Source organism: uncultured Eubacterium sp. (genome assembly GCF_945980375.1).
Lineage (GTDB): Bacteria > Bacillota > Clostridia > Oscillospirales > Acutalibacteraceae > Eubacterium_R.
The window spans coordinates 1-18,634 of record NZ_CAMFQO010000015.1 but is presented as its reverse complement, the minus strand read 5'-3'; the positions used below and the strand labels follow the sequence as shown (position 1 = coordinate 18,634).

The following is an 18,634-nucleotide window of genomic DNA, read 5'->3' as shown; positions in this document are numbered from 1 at the left end:
TATTTATTCCTTTCGGTTACTTTTATGATTGCTTTCTTCTGTATCTTTTGCCCATACCGGACTGTGCAAGTCCGTCAAGCTCAAGCATCGTCAGTGCGACAAGAACAGAATTTATATCAAGCCCTGCCCTTGATGCAATGCCTTCTATATCGGTATAATCATCGGTCATAGCGTCGTACACAGTCTTTTCATCACCGACAAGCTGTCTTGCCGTCTCGTCAATCTGTGTACGTGCCTCCCTATGCTTTTCTATGTTTTCAAAGGTGATTTCCTCGTCCTCATCGGGAGTAATGCTTCTGTCCTTGTAGCTGTCGCTTAACAGCTCATCGTTGGTTGCAAGCCTTGACATATCGAGCGACTTGTATTTTTCCGTATAGCAGGACAAAATAGACTCCGTATCCAATACGGGAATTGCACCGTCCTTAATTAACTTATTTGTGCCGTTAAAGCTTTTGTCAAATATCGAGGCGGCAACCGCAAATAAATCTCTGTTTTGCGACGACGCATAGTCTGCTGTAATAAGAGAGCCGCTTTTTCGCCCTGCTTCAACAACAAATACACCGTCTGCAAAGCCGCTTATAATTCTGTTACGCTGAGGAAATGTGAACCTGCTTGCAGGAGTGTGCGGCGGAAATTCCGTAATAACCGCACCCGACTGTGCAATCCTCCACCTTAATTCCTCGTTGGTTGAAAGATAATCCGTACCGAGCCCACAGCCCAAAACCGACACGGTAATACCTCCTGCCTCAAGGGCTCCGTTATGAGCCGAGGTGTCAATCCCAAGCGCTCCTCCGCTTACCACAACAGCATTACATCTTGCGAGTCCCTTTGATATAACTCTTGCAACACTCTTTGCATAATTTGAAGGCCTGCGTGTGCCGACAATGCTTATGGTTAACAGTCTGTCCAAATCAGGCAATGTGCCGTCAACATAAATAACTGCCGGAGGGTCAAAAATCTGCTTTAGCTTCTTTGGATAACGCTCATCCTCAAAGGTGATTATTCCCCAGCCGTTTTGCCGACATTCACTGACAATTTGCTCTGCCTTTTCTATCGGAGTTTTTTCCATTGAGTCAATGAGCTTATCGTTTATATGAGGACAAACCCTGCGCTTTAGGTAATTGCTGTTATAAAGCTCCTCGACAGAGCCGAAATAATCAACAATACGCTGAAAGCTTTTACCTGTACCGAGACAAAGCTGAAGCCACACCCAATATTTAACATCACTCATCGAAGCATCTCCCACATTGTAATTGATGCCGCAACACCTGCGTTAAGGCTTTCTGCCCTGCCAAGCATGGGAATTGTGATAAGGTCGTCACTAACCGCCTTAATATTTTCCTCCACTCCGTTTGCCTCGTTGCCGATAACGCACACGGTATCGTTGCCGAAATCCACATCGGTTATTTTTGTTGCCTGTGTCGAGGGAACTGTTGAATATACCTTGAAGCCACTTGATTTCATCTGTGAAAGCGTTTGCTCCAAATCATCGGTAACGCAAATGCTCATACGTAGAATAGAGCCCATGGATGCACGCAAGGTCTTTGGATTAAAAACATCACAGCAATTATATACCACAACACCGTCAATACCGAGAGCCTCTGCCGAACGAATAATTGCACCGACATTTGCAGGGTCCTGCACATTATCAAGGGCAATTATTTTGCCGCAATTAAAATTTTTCTGCTCATCTTTTGCCTTAACTGTAAGGAATACTCCCTGTGCGGATTTTGTCTGCGTAAGCTTTTGTGCAACATCATTTGTTATGACATATACCCTGTCGGACTTTTTTGCCAAAGCATCAATTTCGTCAGGGTATCGAGAATAAATATCTTCTGTATAAAGCAGAGTATCTGCCTCATAAACAGAATTAAGGACATCAAAGCATAGCCTTGCCCCTTCAAGTACAAAAAGATGATTTTCATTTCTTGCCTTTGATGAGGTAAAAAGCCTATTTGTGTCCTTAATAATCGTATTGCTTTTGCTTGTGATTTTTTCCATACACATCTCCGTAGCGTGCTAAAATTTTGCAATGTTTGCGTTTCGTTTAAGAAAATCACCAAATAATTATTTAGTTTATTTTATATAATATACATTATATTAAAAAAAATTTCAATACTTAAATTAAAATATTTTGTTATATCTACAATAAGGTTGACTGCAATCAAAATTTGCTTTATAATAAATTGTGAATAAAAAAACAGAGGGATATTATATGCCATATTATGACATTGCCGGACTGCGCGTAAAAATGAACAACTGCGGTGGCAGAAGCGAAAAGCAAGCAAAGCCGTATCTTGCAGAAAATCAGTCAGACGAGTTACCGGCAGATATTGATATTTTTGTTAACGACGAGAGAGTTCAGGCTGCAATGGCTGAGCACCCCGAGCTTGGACAGGGTGACTGGGAATATATGCTCACAGGCTCTGACTTTTATACTGCTCTCATTGCATTTGACGGAATTTTACTTCATTCCTCATGCATTGTTGTTGACGGAGTTGCTTATGCCTTTTCTGCCGACAGCGGTACAGGCAAGTCAACCCACACACAGCTTTGGCTCAAAAAATTCGGCGACAGAGCATTTATGCTAAATGACGACAAGCCTGCCATAAGGATTATTGACGGCACGGTTTATGCCTGCGGTACACCGTGGAGCGGCAAGTACGATTATTCAACGCCTGCAATTGCTCCTCTCGCCGGCATATGCTTCCTTGAAAGAAGCGAGGATAATTGGATTAAGCCCGCAAACACCAACAAGGCAATATTCAACATCTTCAGCCAAACCATCAGAAGACTCGGTGAAAAAGGAATGAACAAGCTTATGGACAACCTTAATGTAATCTTCAGCAAGGTGCCGATCTACGAGCTTGGCTGTAATATTTCCGAGGACGCTGTTGACTGCTCGTACAATACAATGAAAAAGGAGTTAGCGGACTTTGAAAAATAAAAGGCTATGCACATTGCTACTGACAATTGCAATGTGCTTTTGCTTTGTATCCTGCTCAGGAAACACTCAGACTGTTGATAATAATAACCTATCAACGACATCACAAACCGAGGCAGTAACGCAGGCACAGCTCGGTGAAGACACCGCAACTACCGAAGCGGCAACTACCGCCGACAAAGAAAGCACCACGGCACAGAGTACGTCAAAAGCAAAGAATAAAAATAATAAAGAAAAAAAGAATAAAACCACGGTAAATCTCACCACATCAAAGACTACGACAAAGAATAATGAGCCGACGGTAAAGGATGAAATATCCTGTACACTCAATGTAGAATGTAAATCCATCCTAAACAATATGGACAAGCTAAAGGACGGTCACAGCGAATATGTACCGGCTAACGGCTATATTATCAAAGGATACAAATACACGGCAAAGGCAGGCTTTACCGCATATGATGCTCTAAAAAAAGCTTGTGAGGATAACGGCATAAAGCTGACAGCAAAGTCGTCAATGTACGGCACATATGTATCGGGAATCAATAACATTGATGAATTTGATTGCGGCAGCCAAAGCGGGTGGATGTACAGCATAAACGGTAACAGACCCAATGTTTCCGCGTCAAGCCAAAGGGTAACCGACGGCGACGAAATTACATTTGAATATGTATGTGAATATCAATAAAGAGGCTGAAAAATCAGCCTCTTTTTGACTGTCGATAAAGTAGGCTGAAACACGCCATATAAATTAAACAAACCGATTTGAGCCTCTCTTGTGTAAAGGGAGGTGGGTGCGATTTATCGCACTCGGAGGGATTGTAAAAGCGGCTTAGACATCGAGTCTAAGCCGCTTTTGGCGTTTTTCGCCTTTTGCTCGGGGGCAGTACCATCGTACAGCTCCCACTCGCAAGAATGCGAAATTCAGCTCCATTTCTCAACAGTCTATTTTAGTTCACCCTGTTTTTTATGTCCTGCAGGACCTTTTTTTCAATTCTTGAAACATAGGAACGGGAAATATTGAGCCGCTGGGCAACCTCGCGTTGAGTAAGCGGCTTGGCATTATTTAAGCCATAGCGAAGAATGATTATTTCCTTTTCCCGCTCGTCTGTCATTTCGTCAATAATTTTTTTTACCTCAAGCCAACGTCGTTTTGTTTCAAGCTCCTCAACAATATCTCTGTCATCACTGATTACATCCTCGATAGTCAACGGGTTTCCGTCCTTATCTGTATCAATGGCGTCACCCATAAACACCTCACCGTTTTGCTTTTTAAGTGACCTAAAATACATCAAAATCTCGTTTTCAACGCACCTTGAAGCATATGTAGAAAGACGGGTGCCCTTGGTATAATCAAACGAATCAATGGCTTTAATAAGCCCTATTGTGCCTATGGAAATCAAATCATCATTATCGCCGGCCTTTGAATAATACTTTTTGCAAATATGACTGACAAGTCGCAGGTTACGTTCTATCAAAACCGCCCTTGCATTTAGGTCACCGTTTGCCATTTTTTCAAGCTGTGCCAGCTCCTCCTTTGCGGATAAAGGCTTTGGAAAGCCGTTGGAGGTTTGCACGTGTAAAAGTAAAACCAGCAAACCGGAGCCAATCGCCGTAAGCAATGCAGAAAACATAAAAAACACCTCTTTTAATCACAGTAAATACTATGACGGAAAAAGGTGTTTGATTACTTAATATTCGTCTAAAAAATTATGCTTTTTGCCCTCTTTGTCCTTGTATGCAATAACGGTAGAAAGGTTAACATTTTCCACAGACTTAAAAATATTTTGCTCAACCTGCGGATTGATTTTTGAAAGCTGTGCAATAAGATGCTTAATTTCCAGTCGCTTTGATGCACTGTCTCCCGTTGCCTTGACCTCCTTGTTTTGCTCTGTAAACCTGCAGGCACAACGCAAAAAGGTCAAGCCGTTATAATCTCGCCAATGCTCAATATCAGCCTCTCTGACAAGGTAAAGAGGTCTGATAAGCTCCATCCCATCAAAGTTTGTGCTGTGAAGCTTCGGCATCATTGTTTGCACCTGTCCGCCGTACAGCATACCCATAAGCACAGTTTCAATAACATCATCATAATGATGGCCGAGGGAAATTTTGTTACAGCCTAATTTTTTGGCATTGCTGTAAAGATAGCCCCTGCGCATCCTTGCACAAAGATAGCACGGAGATTTTTCTATATTAAACACACTGTTAAAAATGTCGGACTCAAACACGGTAATAGGCACATTCATATGGCGGGCATTATCCTCTATCGCCTTACGGTTTACAGGAGTATAGCCGGGATCCATAACCAAAAACACAAGCTCAAAATCAAATTTGTTGTGCCTTTTAAGCTCCTGAAAAAGCTTTGCCATAAGCATACTGTCCTTGCCGCCCGAAATGCAAACTGCAATTTTATCGCCCGGCTCTACAAGGTTGTATTCATTAATGCCCTTAACAAATTTGCTCCAAATTGTTTTATTGAACTTTTTTTGGATGCTTCGCTCAATGTCCTTGTTTTCGGCAGGTATTCTTTTTTTCTCTACATTCTTTTCCATAACCACAATTATAAATGCGAAAAAACCTTTAGTCAACAGTAATTTGACAGGCAAGAATAAAAAATGATATAATACCAATATGAATAAATATATAGAAATGATAGGCATTGACGACGAGTTAAAGGAACGTTTGACAGCCTATTACAGCAAAAACAAAAGCAAAACAGAGGCTCTTGCAAAGGAATGTAAAAGCAAGGGCTTCGGTGTGCTGAATCACAGGAATCACATTACCCGACTTGCCGTTTGCACACAATATCTTATGTACACAGAGCAACGCTATAAAGAGCTTGGAATAGATAAATCAATACTTGAAGCAACAGCAAAGGACATCGGAATTTGGTGCAAAAATAACGGCAACAAGGGATTAAAAAACCATATGTGGATACAAAATCACCTAAAGGCCGAGTTGTTTAAGTTGGGCAGACTGCAATTTCAGCTGTTCAAATGTAACAACCCCACCTTGCCGTATTCAAAGCTTCCTTTTCAAAAGGGTGACAGCTTAATCTACATCCACATACCACAGGGAGAAAAGCTGCGACTGTCGGACTGTAAGGACTCGATACGACAGGCAAACGAGTTTTTTGCAAAATATTTTCCATGCCACAAATACAGCTACTATCTTTGCGAAAGCTGGCTTTTGTACGACAAAAACAAGGAATTTATGGATGCAGACAGCAACATAATTCAGTTTCAGTCTCTGTTTGACATTAACGTATCCTTGCCTATTGACGCACAGGCAATAGAGAGGATTTACGGCAAAAGACGGCTGAACAAAAGAAACTATCCGCACAACACCCACCTGCAAAAATCCGCAAAGGAATATATGCTCGGCGGCGGAAGGCTCGGCATAGGAATAGGTACAATAAACAAGGACGAGATTGAATAAATCATATCTCGTCCTTGTTTTTATGCATTTTGCTTGGCAGTTGGGCAATTATCAGTGCAACAAAAATCACACAGCATCCTATTATCTCTTTAGCCGAAAGAATGTCGCCCATCAGCATCCATCCTGCAAGAACGGCAAAAACCGCCTCGGTACTCATCAAAATAGACGAAACAGTTGGATCAACGTGCTTTTGTGCAACATTTTGAATGGTAAAGGCAAATGCACCTGCAACAACAGAGGCATAAAGCAATGCCATCCACACGCTGCCTTGATTTACCGTTGACCACCAAGAAGAAATGTCCCTTGCCTCAAACGCAAATGTGGGTACGGCAAGCATAGCGGATGCAGAAAAAAACTGCACACAGGCAAGCTTAATAATATCTGTTTTATCCTTAAATCTGTCAACCGCAACAATTCTTGCCGCGTTCATCACTGCACAGACAAGCACATAAGCATCCGACAGCCGAACATCAAAGCCCTCATTAACACAAAGCAAGTATAAGCCGCAAACAGTAATTACTACCGATGCCCAAACATTAGCTTTAACCTTGTTTTTGAACAGCAAGCCGATAATAGGCACAAACAGTACGTTACAGGATGTAATAAACCCTGCCTTGCCGGACGGTGTGCCTGCAAACAAGCCGAGCTGTTGAAATGCCGATGTTCCTGCAAGGAAAAACCCGCATATTATTCCGTCCTTGATAAGCTCTCTTGAAGAATAATTGACGGCCGCGGCAGCCTTATTTCTCTTGGAATGTATGGCAACAACGGGCAAAATTGCAATGCCTGCCATCAAAAATCTTAAAAATCCAAAGGTAAACGGTCCGACAATGGCTCCGCCCTTACTTTGGGCAACAAACGAGCCGCCCCAAGCCATAGAAATTAATATCAGCAAAAAAGATGCTAACAGTTTTTTGTTTTTCATACAAGCTCCAAAAAAGTCGAGGACTCACCTCGACTTTGACATTATAATACCTTGTTAAAGAAATCCTTTGCTCTTTCGGTTTTAGGGTTATAAATAACCTCTTGAGGAGTGCCCTCCTCACCGATATAGCCGTCGGCAAAGAAAAGTACCCTGTCTGCAACCTCCCTTGCAAAGCCGATTTCGTGGGTAACAACAACCATTGTCATACCGTCGGCGGCAAGCTGCTTCATAACGTTAAGAACCTCGCCTACCATCTCGGGATCAAGGGCTGATGTAGGCTCGTCAAAAAGCATAATGTCAGGGTTCATACAAAGTGCACGTGCAATAGCAACACGTTGCTTTTGACCGCCTGAAAGCTGTGACGGATAAGCCTCTGCCTTTTCCTCAAGGCCAACCTTTTTAAGCATAGACATTGCAAGCTTGCAAGCCTCATCCTTCTTCATTTTCTTTACCTGAATAGGCGCAAGAGTAAGATTGTCCATAACATTAAGATTGTTGAAAAGATTGAAATGCTGAAATACCATTCCAATGTTTTCTCTTGCCTTATTGATGTCAATTTTTTTATCATCCATATGGTTGCCGTCAACAACCATTTCACCGCCCGTAATATCCTCAAGGCGATTAATACAGCGAAGAAATGTTGACTTGCCGCAACCTGAAGGACCGAGAACAACAACTACCTCGCCCTCGTAAATGTCAGTGCTTATGTCCTTTAACACCTCAAGCTTACCAAAGCATTTATGGAGGTGTGAAGCATGGATTTTTACGTTATCATAATTAACGGCCACGGTTCATCCTCCTCTCGATAAACTTTGCAATATATGAAAGTATTGTAATTACAACAAGATACATAATGCCTGCGCAAGCCCAACCGCCGAACGAATCCATAGATACGGAAATTACATTCTTTGTTGTGTTTACAAGCTCCGGGAAGCCGATTACCGAAAGAATTGATGTATCTTTAAGTGTAATGATAAACTGATTGATAATGCTTGGAATCATTGTTTTGATAGCCTGCGGAAGCACAACCTTGCGCATTGCCTGACCGTATGTCATACCAAGTGAACGGCAGGCCTCCATTTGACCGATGTCAACAGACTGAATACCTGCACGAATTATCTCTGCCATATACGCACCGCAGTTAAGCGACAGGCAAACAATACCTGCCTGAAGCGCGGTCAAAGTAAAATGAGCATTGGGAAGCATATTGTTCACTGCCATCGGAACACCGAAATATACGAAGAACGCAAGTACAATCATAGGCACACCGCGAACAACGTCTACAAAAATACGGTAAACAGCATTGCAAGCCTTGTTTTTCAGTACGGAAAGAATACCGAAAATCAAACCGATCATACAGGCAAAAAGCAAGCTGCAAAGAGCCATTATGAGAGTTTGGCCCAAAGCAGAGAACAACATCCCACCATAGTCAGTGATAATTTTTATCATTCTCTCTCCTCCTTAAGCAAGCGAAATAAATCCGAACAAGCCTAAAAGGGTTTGATTTCGGCATATTTTCGCTTTCGTCATTGTAAGGTTATCCATTAGGGTAACGGTAATAACTCAAAGATAGGGCATCCTTAAAGACGCCCTATCCGATAATAGATACGTTTTTAGTTTAGCAATTAGCCAAGGTACTTATTGATGATTTCGTCATACTTGCCGTTAGCCTTGATATTTGCAAGGCCTGCGTTAAACTTATCAATAAGCTCCTGATTTTCTGCCTTGTGAATTGCAAAGCCATAGCCTGCACCCTCGTTTTCGGAATCCTCAAGAACCTTGAGTGCAAGATCGCCGTCCTTGATTGAAGCCTTCATAATAGGAGTATCCTCAAAGCAAGCAACACACTGACCGCCTGTTACAGCCTGATACATTGTAGGAGAATCCTCAAAATATGTAAGCTTTAAGCCAAGTTCATCCTTAAGTGACTCTGCATACTGAGCACCCTGTGTACCTGTCTTAACAGCTATCTGAGCACCCTTGAGGTCCTTAATTGAGTTGATTTCGGAATCAGCCTTTACTGCTGCGCACTGTGTTGCAATGTAGTATGGATCAGAGAAAATCCAGCCTGAATTCTTTCTTTCCTCGGTGATGGAAGCACCGGCAATCATACCGTTTGCCTGACCTGCTTGACAGGCAGCGATAGCCGCATCCCAACCAAGTGACTTAAGCTCGTATTCAAAGCCCTGATCCTCTGCGATGGCAGCAAGAATTTCTACGTCAATACCAACAAAATTGCCCTGAGCGTCTGTGTACTCAAATGGCTTAAATACAGTATCTGTTGCGATAATGTACTTTGCAGCAGCCGTGTCGTTGCCGGCATCGTTGTTAGCCTTACCTGAGCATCCTGCAAATGCAGCTACGATTGCAAGAGCTGCAAGAACAAGAGCCAATACTCTTTTCATAGTCTTTTTCATAATAATTATCCTTTCGTCTTTTAACCCCTTCATTGGATTTTTTATACTATAATGAATTTATTATAATGATTTTTCAGTCGGTTGTCAATACTTTGTCAATCAGCATAGTGCAACACCTATACATCATAAGGTATAAACATTGTCAATATCGCCCATAGAATCTACCTGATTTTTTGAGCCGACAACACAATAACAGGCGTTTTTAATTACATCATCAAGCCTATCTGCAAGGCTCAAAAGGTCCTGAACGGTTGCACCGACAATCTGCTGACGGGTTTTCAGCCTATCCTCGTACGAAACGTTCTTAAAGTAATTTGCATCTGCTCCGATTGCAATTTGACGAGGGGTAAGAAGCGGTGACGCGCTCGACATTGCACCTATAATGAAGCCGACAAGCGACCTATCTGATTTTGCAAAGCTACGAACATAATCGGCAACAGTACCGAAGGTTTTTACAGATGCATTTGCATTTGGGTCACGGTATGAATAAGCAAAAAGCCAGCCGTCAGACATAACCTTTAGACCTGTACCGTACGCCCCGCCCTTTACTCTGACCTCGTTCCACAAATAATCAAGCGAGACAATGTGCGACATAAGCAGGGACAATCCGTCATAGCCTCCCTCAAAATCGCAGGACATAGCAGAAAAGGAAATGTCACCCGGGATAACAATGCCGTCATTTGACCTAACGTGAGGCTTTATTTTTAAGGTACGGTCAACACTTGACTTATCAAGCGAGGCAACAAAGTGCTTAATGCTTTCATCAAATGCACTCGCATCATCGGCACAAATGCTGATAACAACATTGTCCTTTCCGATGATTGACCGTGCAAGCTCGGGCAGAGTATCTATAACAGTAGGGTTGCTTTCCTGTGCCTTTAGCCACAGATAGTATTCAAGTCCGTTTGTCATCTCATCAACAACGGCACCGCAGGAAAACGACATAGCGCTTCGTCTTGCAGCGAGCATAGAACCGGCAGAAACAAACGCCTGATACCTTCTTTGACGAAGCTGTTTGATAATATCCACAATTTGATTTTTATTGTCAAATTTTGTGGAGGTCAGTATTTCATGCACAAGAGCAACTGCATCATCGACGTATCTGTTAAGTGCACTAAACGATGCAACAAGCTTGATTTGACCGCTGTGTGAGCTGTTATAATCCATCATAGGACTGACAGAAAAGCTAATGCTTCCGCACTTTGTCATAAGTTCTGTTTTAAGCTCCTTTGCCGTATGATGTGCGGTATCAAGCTCGCCGAAAAGACTGCTCAAAAGCGACAGACTCGGCAAATCCTTTTCCTCAACACCGGTAATGTCAAAATACATATTGATGTAGGCAATGCCGTCGGTTTGAACATCATGCTTTAGGATATTCGACTCCACAACCGTAGGCAACGGCTCCGGCTCTACCTCTATATCGTCAAGAGTTATCATTGGTATTTTTGCCAAATCCTCCGGAGAGTCCGTTGATGATTGCCACTCGTCAAGAAGTCTTTGCTCATTTCTGTAATGCTCAAGGTCGGCATCACTCCAAGAGTCTCTAACAGCCTTAAGCCTTGCAAGCTCTGCCTCTCGTTGTTCGTCGCCTGCGGTATACGAAGGCTTTGCAAGCAAGGTGCAACGGTGAGCATTGTCAAAGAACAGCTCTCTGATAAGCTCTTCAAAATAGCCGTTGTCAGCCTTTTTATGAAGCCTTTCAAATATATCTCCGACTACAACATTAGCAGTGGGATCGCCGTCATAAAGCCAGGTCTCAAGCGAAAGCATTGCATACATTAAGCCACGCGGATAACCGAAATCCTTTTCCTTAAGCTCAAACTCCAGATTTGAAATAGATGCCTCGAGCTGTTCTCTGTCAAGTCCGTCATTTGCAAGCACAAGCAATTTTTCTTTGACAAATGCCTCTATTTCATCCGCGCGCTTTTCGTCAATATTTTTAATGTCTATACACAAATACGGCTGTAAAATACCGTCGGTAACGTGAATATAAGCATCCTCGGCATAGCCGTTATCAAGAAGCAAAGAGGTTAAATAAGACTGATTATTTTCGCACAAATAACGGGAAAGAATATGAGATGCGTATATTTTTTCCTTTTGGTCAAAGGTGCCTATAACATATCCCATAAGCAAAGAGCTTTGGTTTTCAAGCGGTAAATCCCTTGATTGCTCAAAGCACACCTCGATTTTACCTGCATCAACAGGTGCCTGCATTGCAGGCGCCTCGCTTGGCTCAATGGCGTCAAAATGACAGAGGTATTCACTGTCTATAAACTCCGTAACTCTTTGAATATCCAAATCCCCGTCCAAAATAATGTAGCTATTGGATGGATGATAATACCTTTTGTGCCCGTCAATAAACTGCTGATAGGTTAAATCGGGAATAGCCGACGGATGACCGCCCGACTCACAGCTGTAACAGGTATCGGGATAAAGTGCCCTGCACATAGCTGTTTCTTTTACGGAATCAGCATCTGCGTACACACCCTTCATCTCGTTAAAAACTACACCCTTATACGAAATACTGTCATTATCATCAAGCTCGTAATGCCAGCCCTCCTGATAGAAAATTTGAGGCTTTGTGTAAATAGCAGGGTAAAAAACCGCATCAAGATAAACCTCCATAAGATTAAAAAAGTCCTTATCGTTTTTGCTCGAAATAGGATACATTGTTTTGTCGCTGAAGGTCAAAGCGTTCAAAAAGGTGTTCATACTGTTTTTTATAAGCTCAACAAAAGGCTCCTTTACAGGAAACTTTTTTGAACCGCATAGAACGCTGTGCTCTAAAATATGAAAAATGCCCGTATCATCAACAGGAACTGTTCTGAATGCTATTGAAAATGTTTTGTTGTTATCGGGTCGGTCAAGCCACATAAGCCTTGCACCCGATTTGATGTGGTGCATAATAATAATTCTGCCCTTTAGCTCGGTAACATCCTTAATCTGTGTTACCTTAAATCCGTTAATTATGTCGTTAATTTTCATAAAAATTCCTCCGAATAAAATCATTATATCACAGTCCATAAAAAAATCAAATACACAAGGTTCCAACTATTGATATTATTTGTTGTAATAAATGTCTTTTATGCTTGACATAAAAAATCTTTATGTTACAATCTATATTACTTTATATACAAATTTGAGAGGGATTTGTTTATGGAAAAAAGAGAAAAATTTGCCTCCCGCCTCGGCTTCATTCTTGTATCGGCAGGCTGTGCGGTGGGCATAGGCAATGTGTGGAAATTTCCGTACATATGCGGTATGTACGGCGGTGCCACATTTATACTGATGTACCTGTTATTTTTGGTATTGCTCGGATTTCCTATTCTTGTTGCCGAGTTTGCAGTCGGCAGAGGCAGTCAAATGGGAATGGGCAAGGCATTTGAAAGGCTTGAGCCAAAGGGTACAAAATGGCACAATCTTAAATGGATAAGTATTTTGGGATGCTTTTTGCTTATGTCGTTTTACACTATGGTAGGCGGCTGGATGCTTTATTATGCATACCTTGAGCTGACAGGCAGGCTATCGGGTCTTAATGTTGAGCAGGTCGGCAATGTGTTTTCTACTATGCTCAGTCAACCTCAAACCATGGGGCTGTGGGCGTTTATTGCAATTATCATTTCCTTTGGCATATGTGCGCTCGGTGTTAAAAACGGAGTAGAAAAAATAACAAAGGTTATGATGTCACTGCTTATTGTGCTGATGGTAGCACTTGCAATTAACTCTGCTACCCTGCCAAACGCACAGGAGGGCTTCAAATTCTATCTTGTGCCCGACCTTCAGGCTGTAAAGGAGCAGGGCTTTGGCACGGCAATCTTTGCCGCAATGTCACACGCATTTTTTACATTGAGCCTTGGTATAGGCGCTATGGAAATCTTCGGCAGCTATCTAAACAAAAAGAAAAGGCTCGGCGGAGAAGCGGTAAGCGTTATGGTGCTTGACACCTTTGTTGCCCTCATGGCAGGATTTATCATTATCCCTGCCTGCTTTGCCTTTGGTGTTGAGCCTGGTGCAGGTCCGTCGCTTTTGTTTATCACTCTTCCAAACGTGTTCAATCAAATGGCAGGAGGCAGAATTTGGGGTGCGCTCTTCTTTGTATTTATGTCCTTTGCCGCACTGTCAACAATCGTTGCCGTGTTTGAAAACCTAATTGCAACCTTTATGGATACAAAGGGCTGGAGCCGTTCTAAATCCGTTATCGTCAACCTTGTAATTGTTACCGTTATCAGTATCCCTGCCATACTCGGCTTTAACCTTTGGTCAAAAATTCAACCGCTCGGCGAGGGAACGGTAATTATGGACGTTGAGGATTTCATTGTATCGTACAATCTTCTTCCGCTCGGCAGTCTGCTGTTTGTTATGTTCTGTGTAAGAAAGAACGGCTGGGGCTTTGAAAATTTCCTTAAAGAAGCAAATACGGGCACCGGTCTTAAGTTTCCGAAATGGGCAAGATTCTATATGCAATACATTCTTCCTATAATTGTAGTATTTGTATATCTTAAGGGATACTACGATTTCTTCGCAAATCACACAGCATCAAGCAGAATTGCTTGGATGGCGTTTGCAGTAATACTGCTCCTGCTGATTTTCGGTATGTCATTATTTACCGGCAGAAAAAAGAGAATAGAATAAAAATGTAACCGCCTTGTTTGTTATGCAAGGCGGTTTTTACTGTCATATTGTTTTCTCAAACGGGTAAACAAGCTTCATCTGTCTGCGACATTCGTCAATGATTTTAAGACATTCGGCTGTTGCTTCAAACGGAATATAATCTGACTGCTTTTTACCCTGCCTTATTTCCTCTGCCACACGGGTAAATTCCGTAAGGTAATCTGTCCTGCCGTTAAACACCTGTCTGCCGTTTTCGTTTTTCAGCACGGCGCGGGATGCCATATGGAAGAACACAGGCAGATTTATGCTACCCTTTGTGCCGTTTATTTTGCAGTTTTCCTTAAGCGTGCACAATGACATATTAAGCTTACAGTTAAAGCCGTCATATCGGAGCACGACGGTTTCGGATATGTCAATGCCGTTTTTAAGCTTTCCGTTGCAGGAAATGCTCTTTGGCACTCCGAACAAATTATAGCAATATGTAATAGGATAAATGCCTATGTCAAGAATTGCTCCGCCCGCTGTTTCAGGGGTAAGCACTCTTGATGTTTTGGGCATCATAATACCGGGGAATGCGTAGTTGATTTCCACATCGGTGATGTTGCCTATCTCTCCGCTTTGCACCCATTTCTTTACTGTTAACGCAACATCGGAAAACCATGTCCACATTGCCTCACAAAAATACACATTTTGTTCCTTTGCAACAGCAATCATTTCCTGTGCCTCGAAAGCAGAAACGCCGACCGGCTTTTCGCACAAAACAGGCTTGCCAAGGCGCATTGCCCTTGTTGCATACTCAAGATGTGAGGTGTGCGGAGTTGCAATGTATACAGCATCCACATCATCACGACTAACAGCTTTATCAAAATTGTCGTATGCATCAGCGCCGAATTTATCGGCAAAGCTCTTAACCCTGTCAATGCTCCTGCCGTAAACAGAAACGATTTTGTGATTACCCTTAACAATATCCTTTGCAGTAGAATGTGCAATGCTTCCGCTGCCTATATAAGCCCATCTGAATTTTTCCATTTATCATCATTCCCTTTATAAGTCAAACACAACCGTCATTATGCTTTTTTCAGGAAGCTCAATTTCGGAAATTTCGCCCTGATATGTTTGTTCAAGCTGCTTTTCCTTCTCATCTTATAATATTCACCTTGAATTGACTTCAATATATCATCATCAACGATACTTTGTCAAGGCAACACGGCACAACACACAAATACAAAATCCGGGTTAGTGTTATTATCGCTTTTAAGGATTGACAATACTTAGCTGATATCTTAAAATCAAAGCAGAAGGATATGGGGGTGTCGGTTGAATTATGTATCAAAAAATCGCTGACAAGGCTAATGCCTTATGCAAAAGAATTCAGTTTCTAAACGGTGCACAGCTAAAGGCTATTGCCATTATTTCAATGCTTATCGACCATGTTAACAAGGCATTGATTTATCCTAATTTAACAGCAGACTACGGTGGACTTACCACTCTCAGTAATATTTTTGACAAAATCGGCAGGATTGCATTTCCCTTGTTTTGCTTTCTTTTAGTTGAGGGATTTTATAAAACAAGAAGCAGAAAAAAGTATTTGATGAATCTGCTTATTTTCGGTGTAATATCCGAGGTCCCCTTTGATATGTTTACAACCTCCGAGTTTTTTAACAAGAATTGGAACAATGTAATGTTTGCCTTGGCATTGGTGCTTGTTACCATATGGATAATTGATGTGCTTAAGGTAAAAATGCAAAACAAAAAGAAGGTGTATTGGTATTTAGTGTCATTTGCCATTGTTGCAGTAATGAGCACAGTATCAATGCTTTTGGCACTTGATTACGAGCATCACGCAATTTTAATAGGATATTTCTTCTATCTGTTCCACGATGCACAGCTTTTATCAATTCCGTTTGCCTATGCATCTATATACACAGAGCCTTGGTCACTTTTAGGCTTTGGGCTGACACTTACATATAACGGCAAAAGAGGTAAGCAAAGCAAAATGCTGGGATATTGGTTTTATCCGGTTCATTTGCTTATTTTGGGAATACTTCGTATGTGGCTTAAGATTTAGCAAAAATACTCTATATTATGAAAAAATCCAAAAAACAGCATAGTGGGCGCCTATTTACATCAAAAACATAAAATTAACGAAAATTGCACTACATATCCGCAAAAAATTAAGCCGAGAGGACACCCCTCTCGGCTTGTATTTTTCAGTTTTTCAAAAGTAAATCAATCATCGTGATGCTCCATATAATAATCCTCAGCATCACGCATAGTTGTTTCAAATCCGGTTAATTTACCATCTTTATTGCTATCGAAAAGACTGTCCATAGGTGTTTCAACCGGAAACAAATGACTATCATTTTTCATAATTGATCTCCATTACATCATATCTTGGATATACTCATCCGCTTCAATACAATACCCGTCAGGCTCGTGGTCGTGGCCTTCGTGGTCCTCGTCAGGATAGTATGATACATCATCATAATCGTCGTATTTATAAACCTTTTTTGCTTGTTTCTTTTCAGGTATCAACGCATCTGCAATATCAAGAGCATCACATAATTGTTGTCCAAAGCTTCGTTTAGGATTCCGGTGTGCACTTTGAAAAGCAGTAAATAATTCTTTTGTGATATTATTTGATGCTTTACTGCTTCTTTCTAAATACATATTTTGAACCGAAATAAATTTCTTCAGCTTTTTGCAAAAAAACTTAACCATTATTTTTGCCGAAGCTTTATCGCCGATACCGCTTAAAATCAATCGGATAACAGTTGTTGAGCCGTCCTCCCACAACCTAAACTCGCCTGTCCAAACATTAATTTTGGCACCTAATTTATTATTTAGCATAGGATTCCATTTTCCCACAACTGTTCTTTCTCTGTAATCATTTGAAATAACGATACCGTAGATTTCAAGAGTATTATCAACTGCCTCGTATGCATCGAAAAGAAGAGAATTAACAATGATTTTGAATATGTATTTGTTGCCATTATTCATGCTCATCATCCTTATAGATAAATCGTCCGTTTATAAAGTCATAATCCGTTTTATGTTCATTATAGCTTAAGATTACTTTATTGTAAATATTTCCCACTTTGACAGTCCGTAAAACAGTACCCAAAGTTGAAGCCGATATACCGAAGCTAATAAACAGTAGCTTCAAAATACTTATTTTATGTTGCTTTCTTTCCATAACATACCTCGTGTTTTTTATCAAAAAACTGTGGAATTTTAGTACGATTTATAGTATAATGAGGTCACTTAGGGTAACGGTAATAATCCGAACCCGTCAAAAATGCAGTATTAAAGCGATATTTGTCGCTTTCGCTGTTGCCTTGCGTCAGCAAGGCTGCCATCTCAAGACGCCAAATCTCATCTTTACTCCAAGCATTTTTGATGCTTTGCAGTTTATCGTGTGCAGATTTGGTCTTAATCGAGGCAAAAACGCAGTTAATCCTTTCGGATTAACGAGTATTTTAACAAAGAGTAAGGGCAATATCTGCCACGATAAACCGTGGTTCGGATTATTACCGTTACCCTATGAAAGGAAGATAAGAATGATTAGAAAAATCATTAAGATAGATAAAGAAAAATGTAACGGCTGCGGTGCCTGTGCATCTGCCTGCCACGAGGGTGCAATAGATATGGTAAACGGCAAAGCCGTTCTCACAAGAGAGAACTATTGCGATGGATTGGGCGATTGCCTGCCCGCCTGTCCTGTTGACGCAATTTCCTTTGAAATGCGAGAGGCTCCTGCTTATGATGAGGCGGCGGTTAAGGCAAGTCAAAAAGCAAAGCAACACGCACATTCAGGCTGTCCCGGCTCACGCTCAATGAGTATAAATCACGAAAAGAAAGTGGATCATACCAATGTTTCTGTATCAAGTCAGCTTTCTCAATGGCCTGTGCAGATTAAGCTTGTGCCTGTTAATGCTACGTATTTTGACGGTGCAAATCTCCTTGTTGCCGCTGATTGCTCGGCCTATGCCTACGGCAATTTCCACAACGATTTCATCAAAAACAAGATTACCTTAATAGGTTGCCCGAAGCTTGATGATGTAGATTATTCAGACAAATTAACTGCAATTATTGCAAATAATAATATTAAGAGCGTAACCGTTGTAAGAATGGAGGTGCCCTGCTGCGGAGGTATTGAACACGCAGTTAAGACTGCACTTCAAAACAGCGGAAAATTCATTCCGTGGCAGGTTGTAACAATCTCAACAGATGGAAAAATATTATCATAGGGTAACGGTAATAATCCGAACCCGTCAAAAATGCAGTATTAAAGCGATATTT

At 41.5% G+C, this 18,634-nt stretch carries 19 protein-coding genes; 6 read left to right on the top strand and 13 right to left on the bottom strand.

Annotation, left to right across the window (positions count from 1 at the left end; translation table 11 throughout):
* Positions 1–22 precede the first annotated feature (22 nt).
* Together dprA and Q0P34_RS05340 are read right to left on the bottom strand one after the other, a co-directional pair.
* Positions 23–1,231, bottom strand: coding sequence for a DNA-processing protein DprA (dprA, locus tag Q0P34_RS05345; RefSeq protein ID WP_294953941.1), 1,209 nt, complete (start codon positions 1,229–1,231; stop codon positions 23–25).
* On the bottom strand, positions 1,228–2,001 hold the full coding sequence (locus Q0P34_RS05340) for an RNA methyltransferase (RefSeq protein ID WP_294953938.1): 774 nt from the start codon (positions 1,999–2,001) through the stop codon (positions 1,228–1,230). Before Q0P34_RS05340 ends, dprA begins: the two co-directional genes overlap by 4 nt.
* Before the next feature lie 214 nt (positions 2,002–2,215).
* Between Q0P34_RS05340 and Q0P34_RS05335 the strand changes: the two genes are divergently transcribed.
* Positions 2,216–2,947 carry a hypothetical protein gene (locus Q0P34_RS05335; protein ID WP_294953936.1) on the top strand — a complete coding sequence of 244 codons (732 nt, stop codon included), beginning with the start codon at positions 2,216–2,218 and terminating at the stop codon, positions 2,945–2,947.
* Entirely contained in the window at positions 2,937–3,629 is a 693-nt protein-coding gene (locus tag Q0P34_RS05330) for a DUF4430 domain-containing protein (protein ID WP_294953933.1), read from the top strand. Before Q0P34_RS05335 ends, Q0P34_RS05330 begins: the two co-directional genes overlap by 11 nt.
* A 262-nt stretch (positions 3,630–3,891) precedes the next feature.
* On the opposite strand, the gene sigK is transcribed toward Q0P34_RS05330, so the two are convergent.
* Positions 3,892–4,575 carry an RNA polymerase sporulation sigma factor SigK gene (sigK, locus tag Q0P34_RS05325; protein ID WP_178667400.1) on the bottom strand — a complete coding sequence of 228 codons (684 nt, stop codon included), beginning with the start codon at positions 4,573–4,575 and terminating at the stop codon, positions 3,892–3,894.
* A gap of 57 nt (positions 4,576–4,632) precedes the next feature.
* Entirely contained in the window at positions 4,633–5,493 is an 861-nt protein-coding gene (locus Q0P34_RS05320; protein WP_366783698.1) for an ATP-binding protein, read from the bottom strand.
* A 79-nt stretch (positions 5,494–5,572) separates the two neighbouring features.
* Between Q0P34_RS05320 and Q0P34_RS05315 the strand changes: the two genes are divergently transcribed.
* Positions 5,573–6,379 carry an acyltransferase domain-containing protein gene (locus Q0P34_RS05315; RefSeq protein ID WP_294953929.1) on the top strand — a complete coding sequence of 269 codons (807 nt, stop codon included), beginning with the start codon at positions 5,573–5,575 and terminating at the stop codon, positions 6,377–6,379.
* Between the two features lies 1 nt (position 6,380).
* Here the strand turns inward: Q0P34_RS05315 and Q0P34_RS05310 are convergent, their stop codons facing one another.
* The 5 genes from Q0P34_RS05310 to Q0P34_RS05290 all read right to left on the bottom strand — a co-directional run bounded on the left by Q0P34_RS05310 (position 6,381) and on the right by Q0P34_RS05290 (position 12,706).
* Positions 6,381–7,304, bottom strand: a complete 924-nt coding sequence (locus Q0P34_RS05310) for a DMT family transporter (protein ID WP_294953926.1) — start codon at positions 7,302–7,304, stop codon at positions 6,381–6,383.
* A gap of 41 nt (positions 7,305–7,345) precedes the next feature.
* On the bottom strand, positions 7,346–8,092 hold the full coding sequence (locus tag Q0P34_RS05305) for an amino acid ABC transporter ATP-binding protein (protein WP_294953924.1): 747 nt from the start codon (positions 8,090–8,092) through the stop codon (positions 7,346–7,348).
* Complete coding sequence (locus Q0P34_RS05300; RefSeq protein ID WP_294953921.1) at positions 8,082–8,753, bottom strand: amino acid ABC transporter permease; 672 nt, start codon at positions 8,751–8,753, stop codon at positions 8,082–8,084. The genes Q0P34_RS05305 and Q0P34_RS05300 overlap by 11 nt, the downstream gene beginning before the upstream one ends.
* A gap of 176 nt (positions 8,754–8,929) precedes the next feature.
* On the bottom strand, positions 8,930–9,754 hold the full coding sequence (locus Q0P34_RS05295) for a transporter substrate-binding domain-containing protein (RefSeq protein WP_294953918.1): 825 nt from the start codon (positions 9,752–9,754) through the stop codon (positions 8,930–8,932).
* Positions 9,755–9,844: 90 nt separating this feature from the next.
* Entirely contained in the window at positions 9,845–12,706 is a 2,862-nt protein-coding gene (locus Q0P34_RS05290; RefSeq protein ID WP_294953915.1) for an insulinase family protein, read from the bottom strand.
* A gap of 171 nt (positions 12,707–12,877) precedes the next feature.
* On the opposite strand from Q0P34_RS05290, the gene Q0P34_RS05285 reads away from it, so the two are divergent.
* On the top strand, positions 12,878–14,353 hold the full coding sequence (locus Q0P34_RS05285) for a sodium-dependent transporter (RefSeq protein ID WP_294953912.1): 1,476 nt from the start codon (positions 12,878–12,880) through the stop codon (positions 14,351–14,353).
* A gap of 42 nt (positions 14,354–14,395) precedes the next feature.
* Here Q0P34_RS05285 and Q0P34_RS05280 read toward each other — a convergent pair whose 3' ends face one another.
* Entirely contained in the window at positions 14,396–15,361 is a 966-nt protein-coding gene (locus Q0P34_RS05280; RefSeq protein WP_294953909.1) for a Gfo/Idh/MocA family oxidoreductase, read from the bottom strand.
* Positions 15,362–15,656: 295 nt separating this feature from the next.
* Here Q0P34_RS05280 and Q0P34_RS05275 point away from each other — a divergent pair, with 295 nt between their 5' ends.
* A complete protein-coding gene (locus tag Q0P34_RS05275; protein ID WP_294953906.1) occupies positions 15,657–16,400 on the top strand; it encodes a TraX family protein in 744 nt (247 codons plus the stop codon).
* 161 nt (positions 16,401–16,561) lie between these two features.
* Here the strand turns inward: Q0P34_RS05275 and Q0P34_RS05270 are convergent, their stop codons facing one another.
* The 3 genes from Q0P34_RS05270 to Q0P34_RS05260 are packed head-to-tail and all read right to left on the bottom strand — an operon-like array spanning position 16,562 to position 17,528.
* Positions 16,562–16,702, bottom strand: coding sequence for a hypothetical protein (locus Q0P34_RS05270; protein WP_294953903.1), 141 nt, complete (start codon positions 16,700–16,702; stop codon positions 16,562–16,564).
* Between the two features lie 12 nt (positions 16,703–16,714).
* The gene (locus tag Q0P34_RS05265; protein WP_294953900.1) at positions 16,715–17,332 is read right to left on the bottom strand and encodes a hypothetical protein; all 618 of its coding nucleotides are present in this window, start codon (positions 17,330–17,332) and stop codon (positions 16,715–16,717) included.
* Positions 17,325–17,528 (bottom strand): hypothetical protein, encoded by a 204-nt coding sequence (locus tag Q0P34_RS05260; protein WP_294953898.1) that lies wholly within the window; start codon positions 17,526–17,528, stop codon positions 17,325–17,327. The genes Q0P34_RS05265 and Q0P34_RS05260 overlap by 8 nt, the downstream gene beginning before the upstream one ends.
* Before the next feature lie 364 nt (positions 17,529–17,892).
* Here Q0P34_RS05260 and Q0P34_RS05255 point away from each other — a divergent pair, with 364 nt between their 5' ends.
* The gene (locus tag Q0P34_RS05255; protein ID WP_294953999.1) at positions 17,893–18,582 is read left to right on the top strand and encodes a 4Fe-4S dicluster domain-containing protein; all 690 of its coding nucleotides are present in this window, start codon (positions 17,893–17,895) and stop codon (positions 18,580–18,582) included.
* Positions 18,583–18,634: the final 52 nt, after the last annotated feature.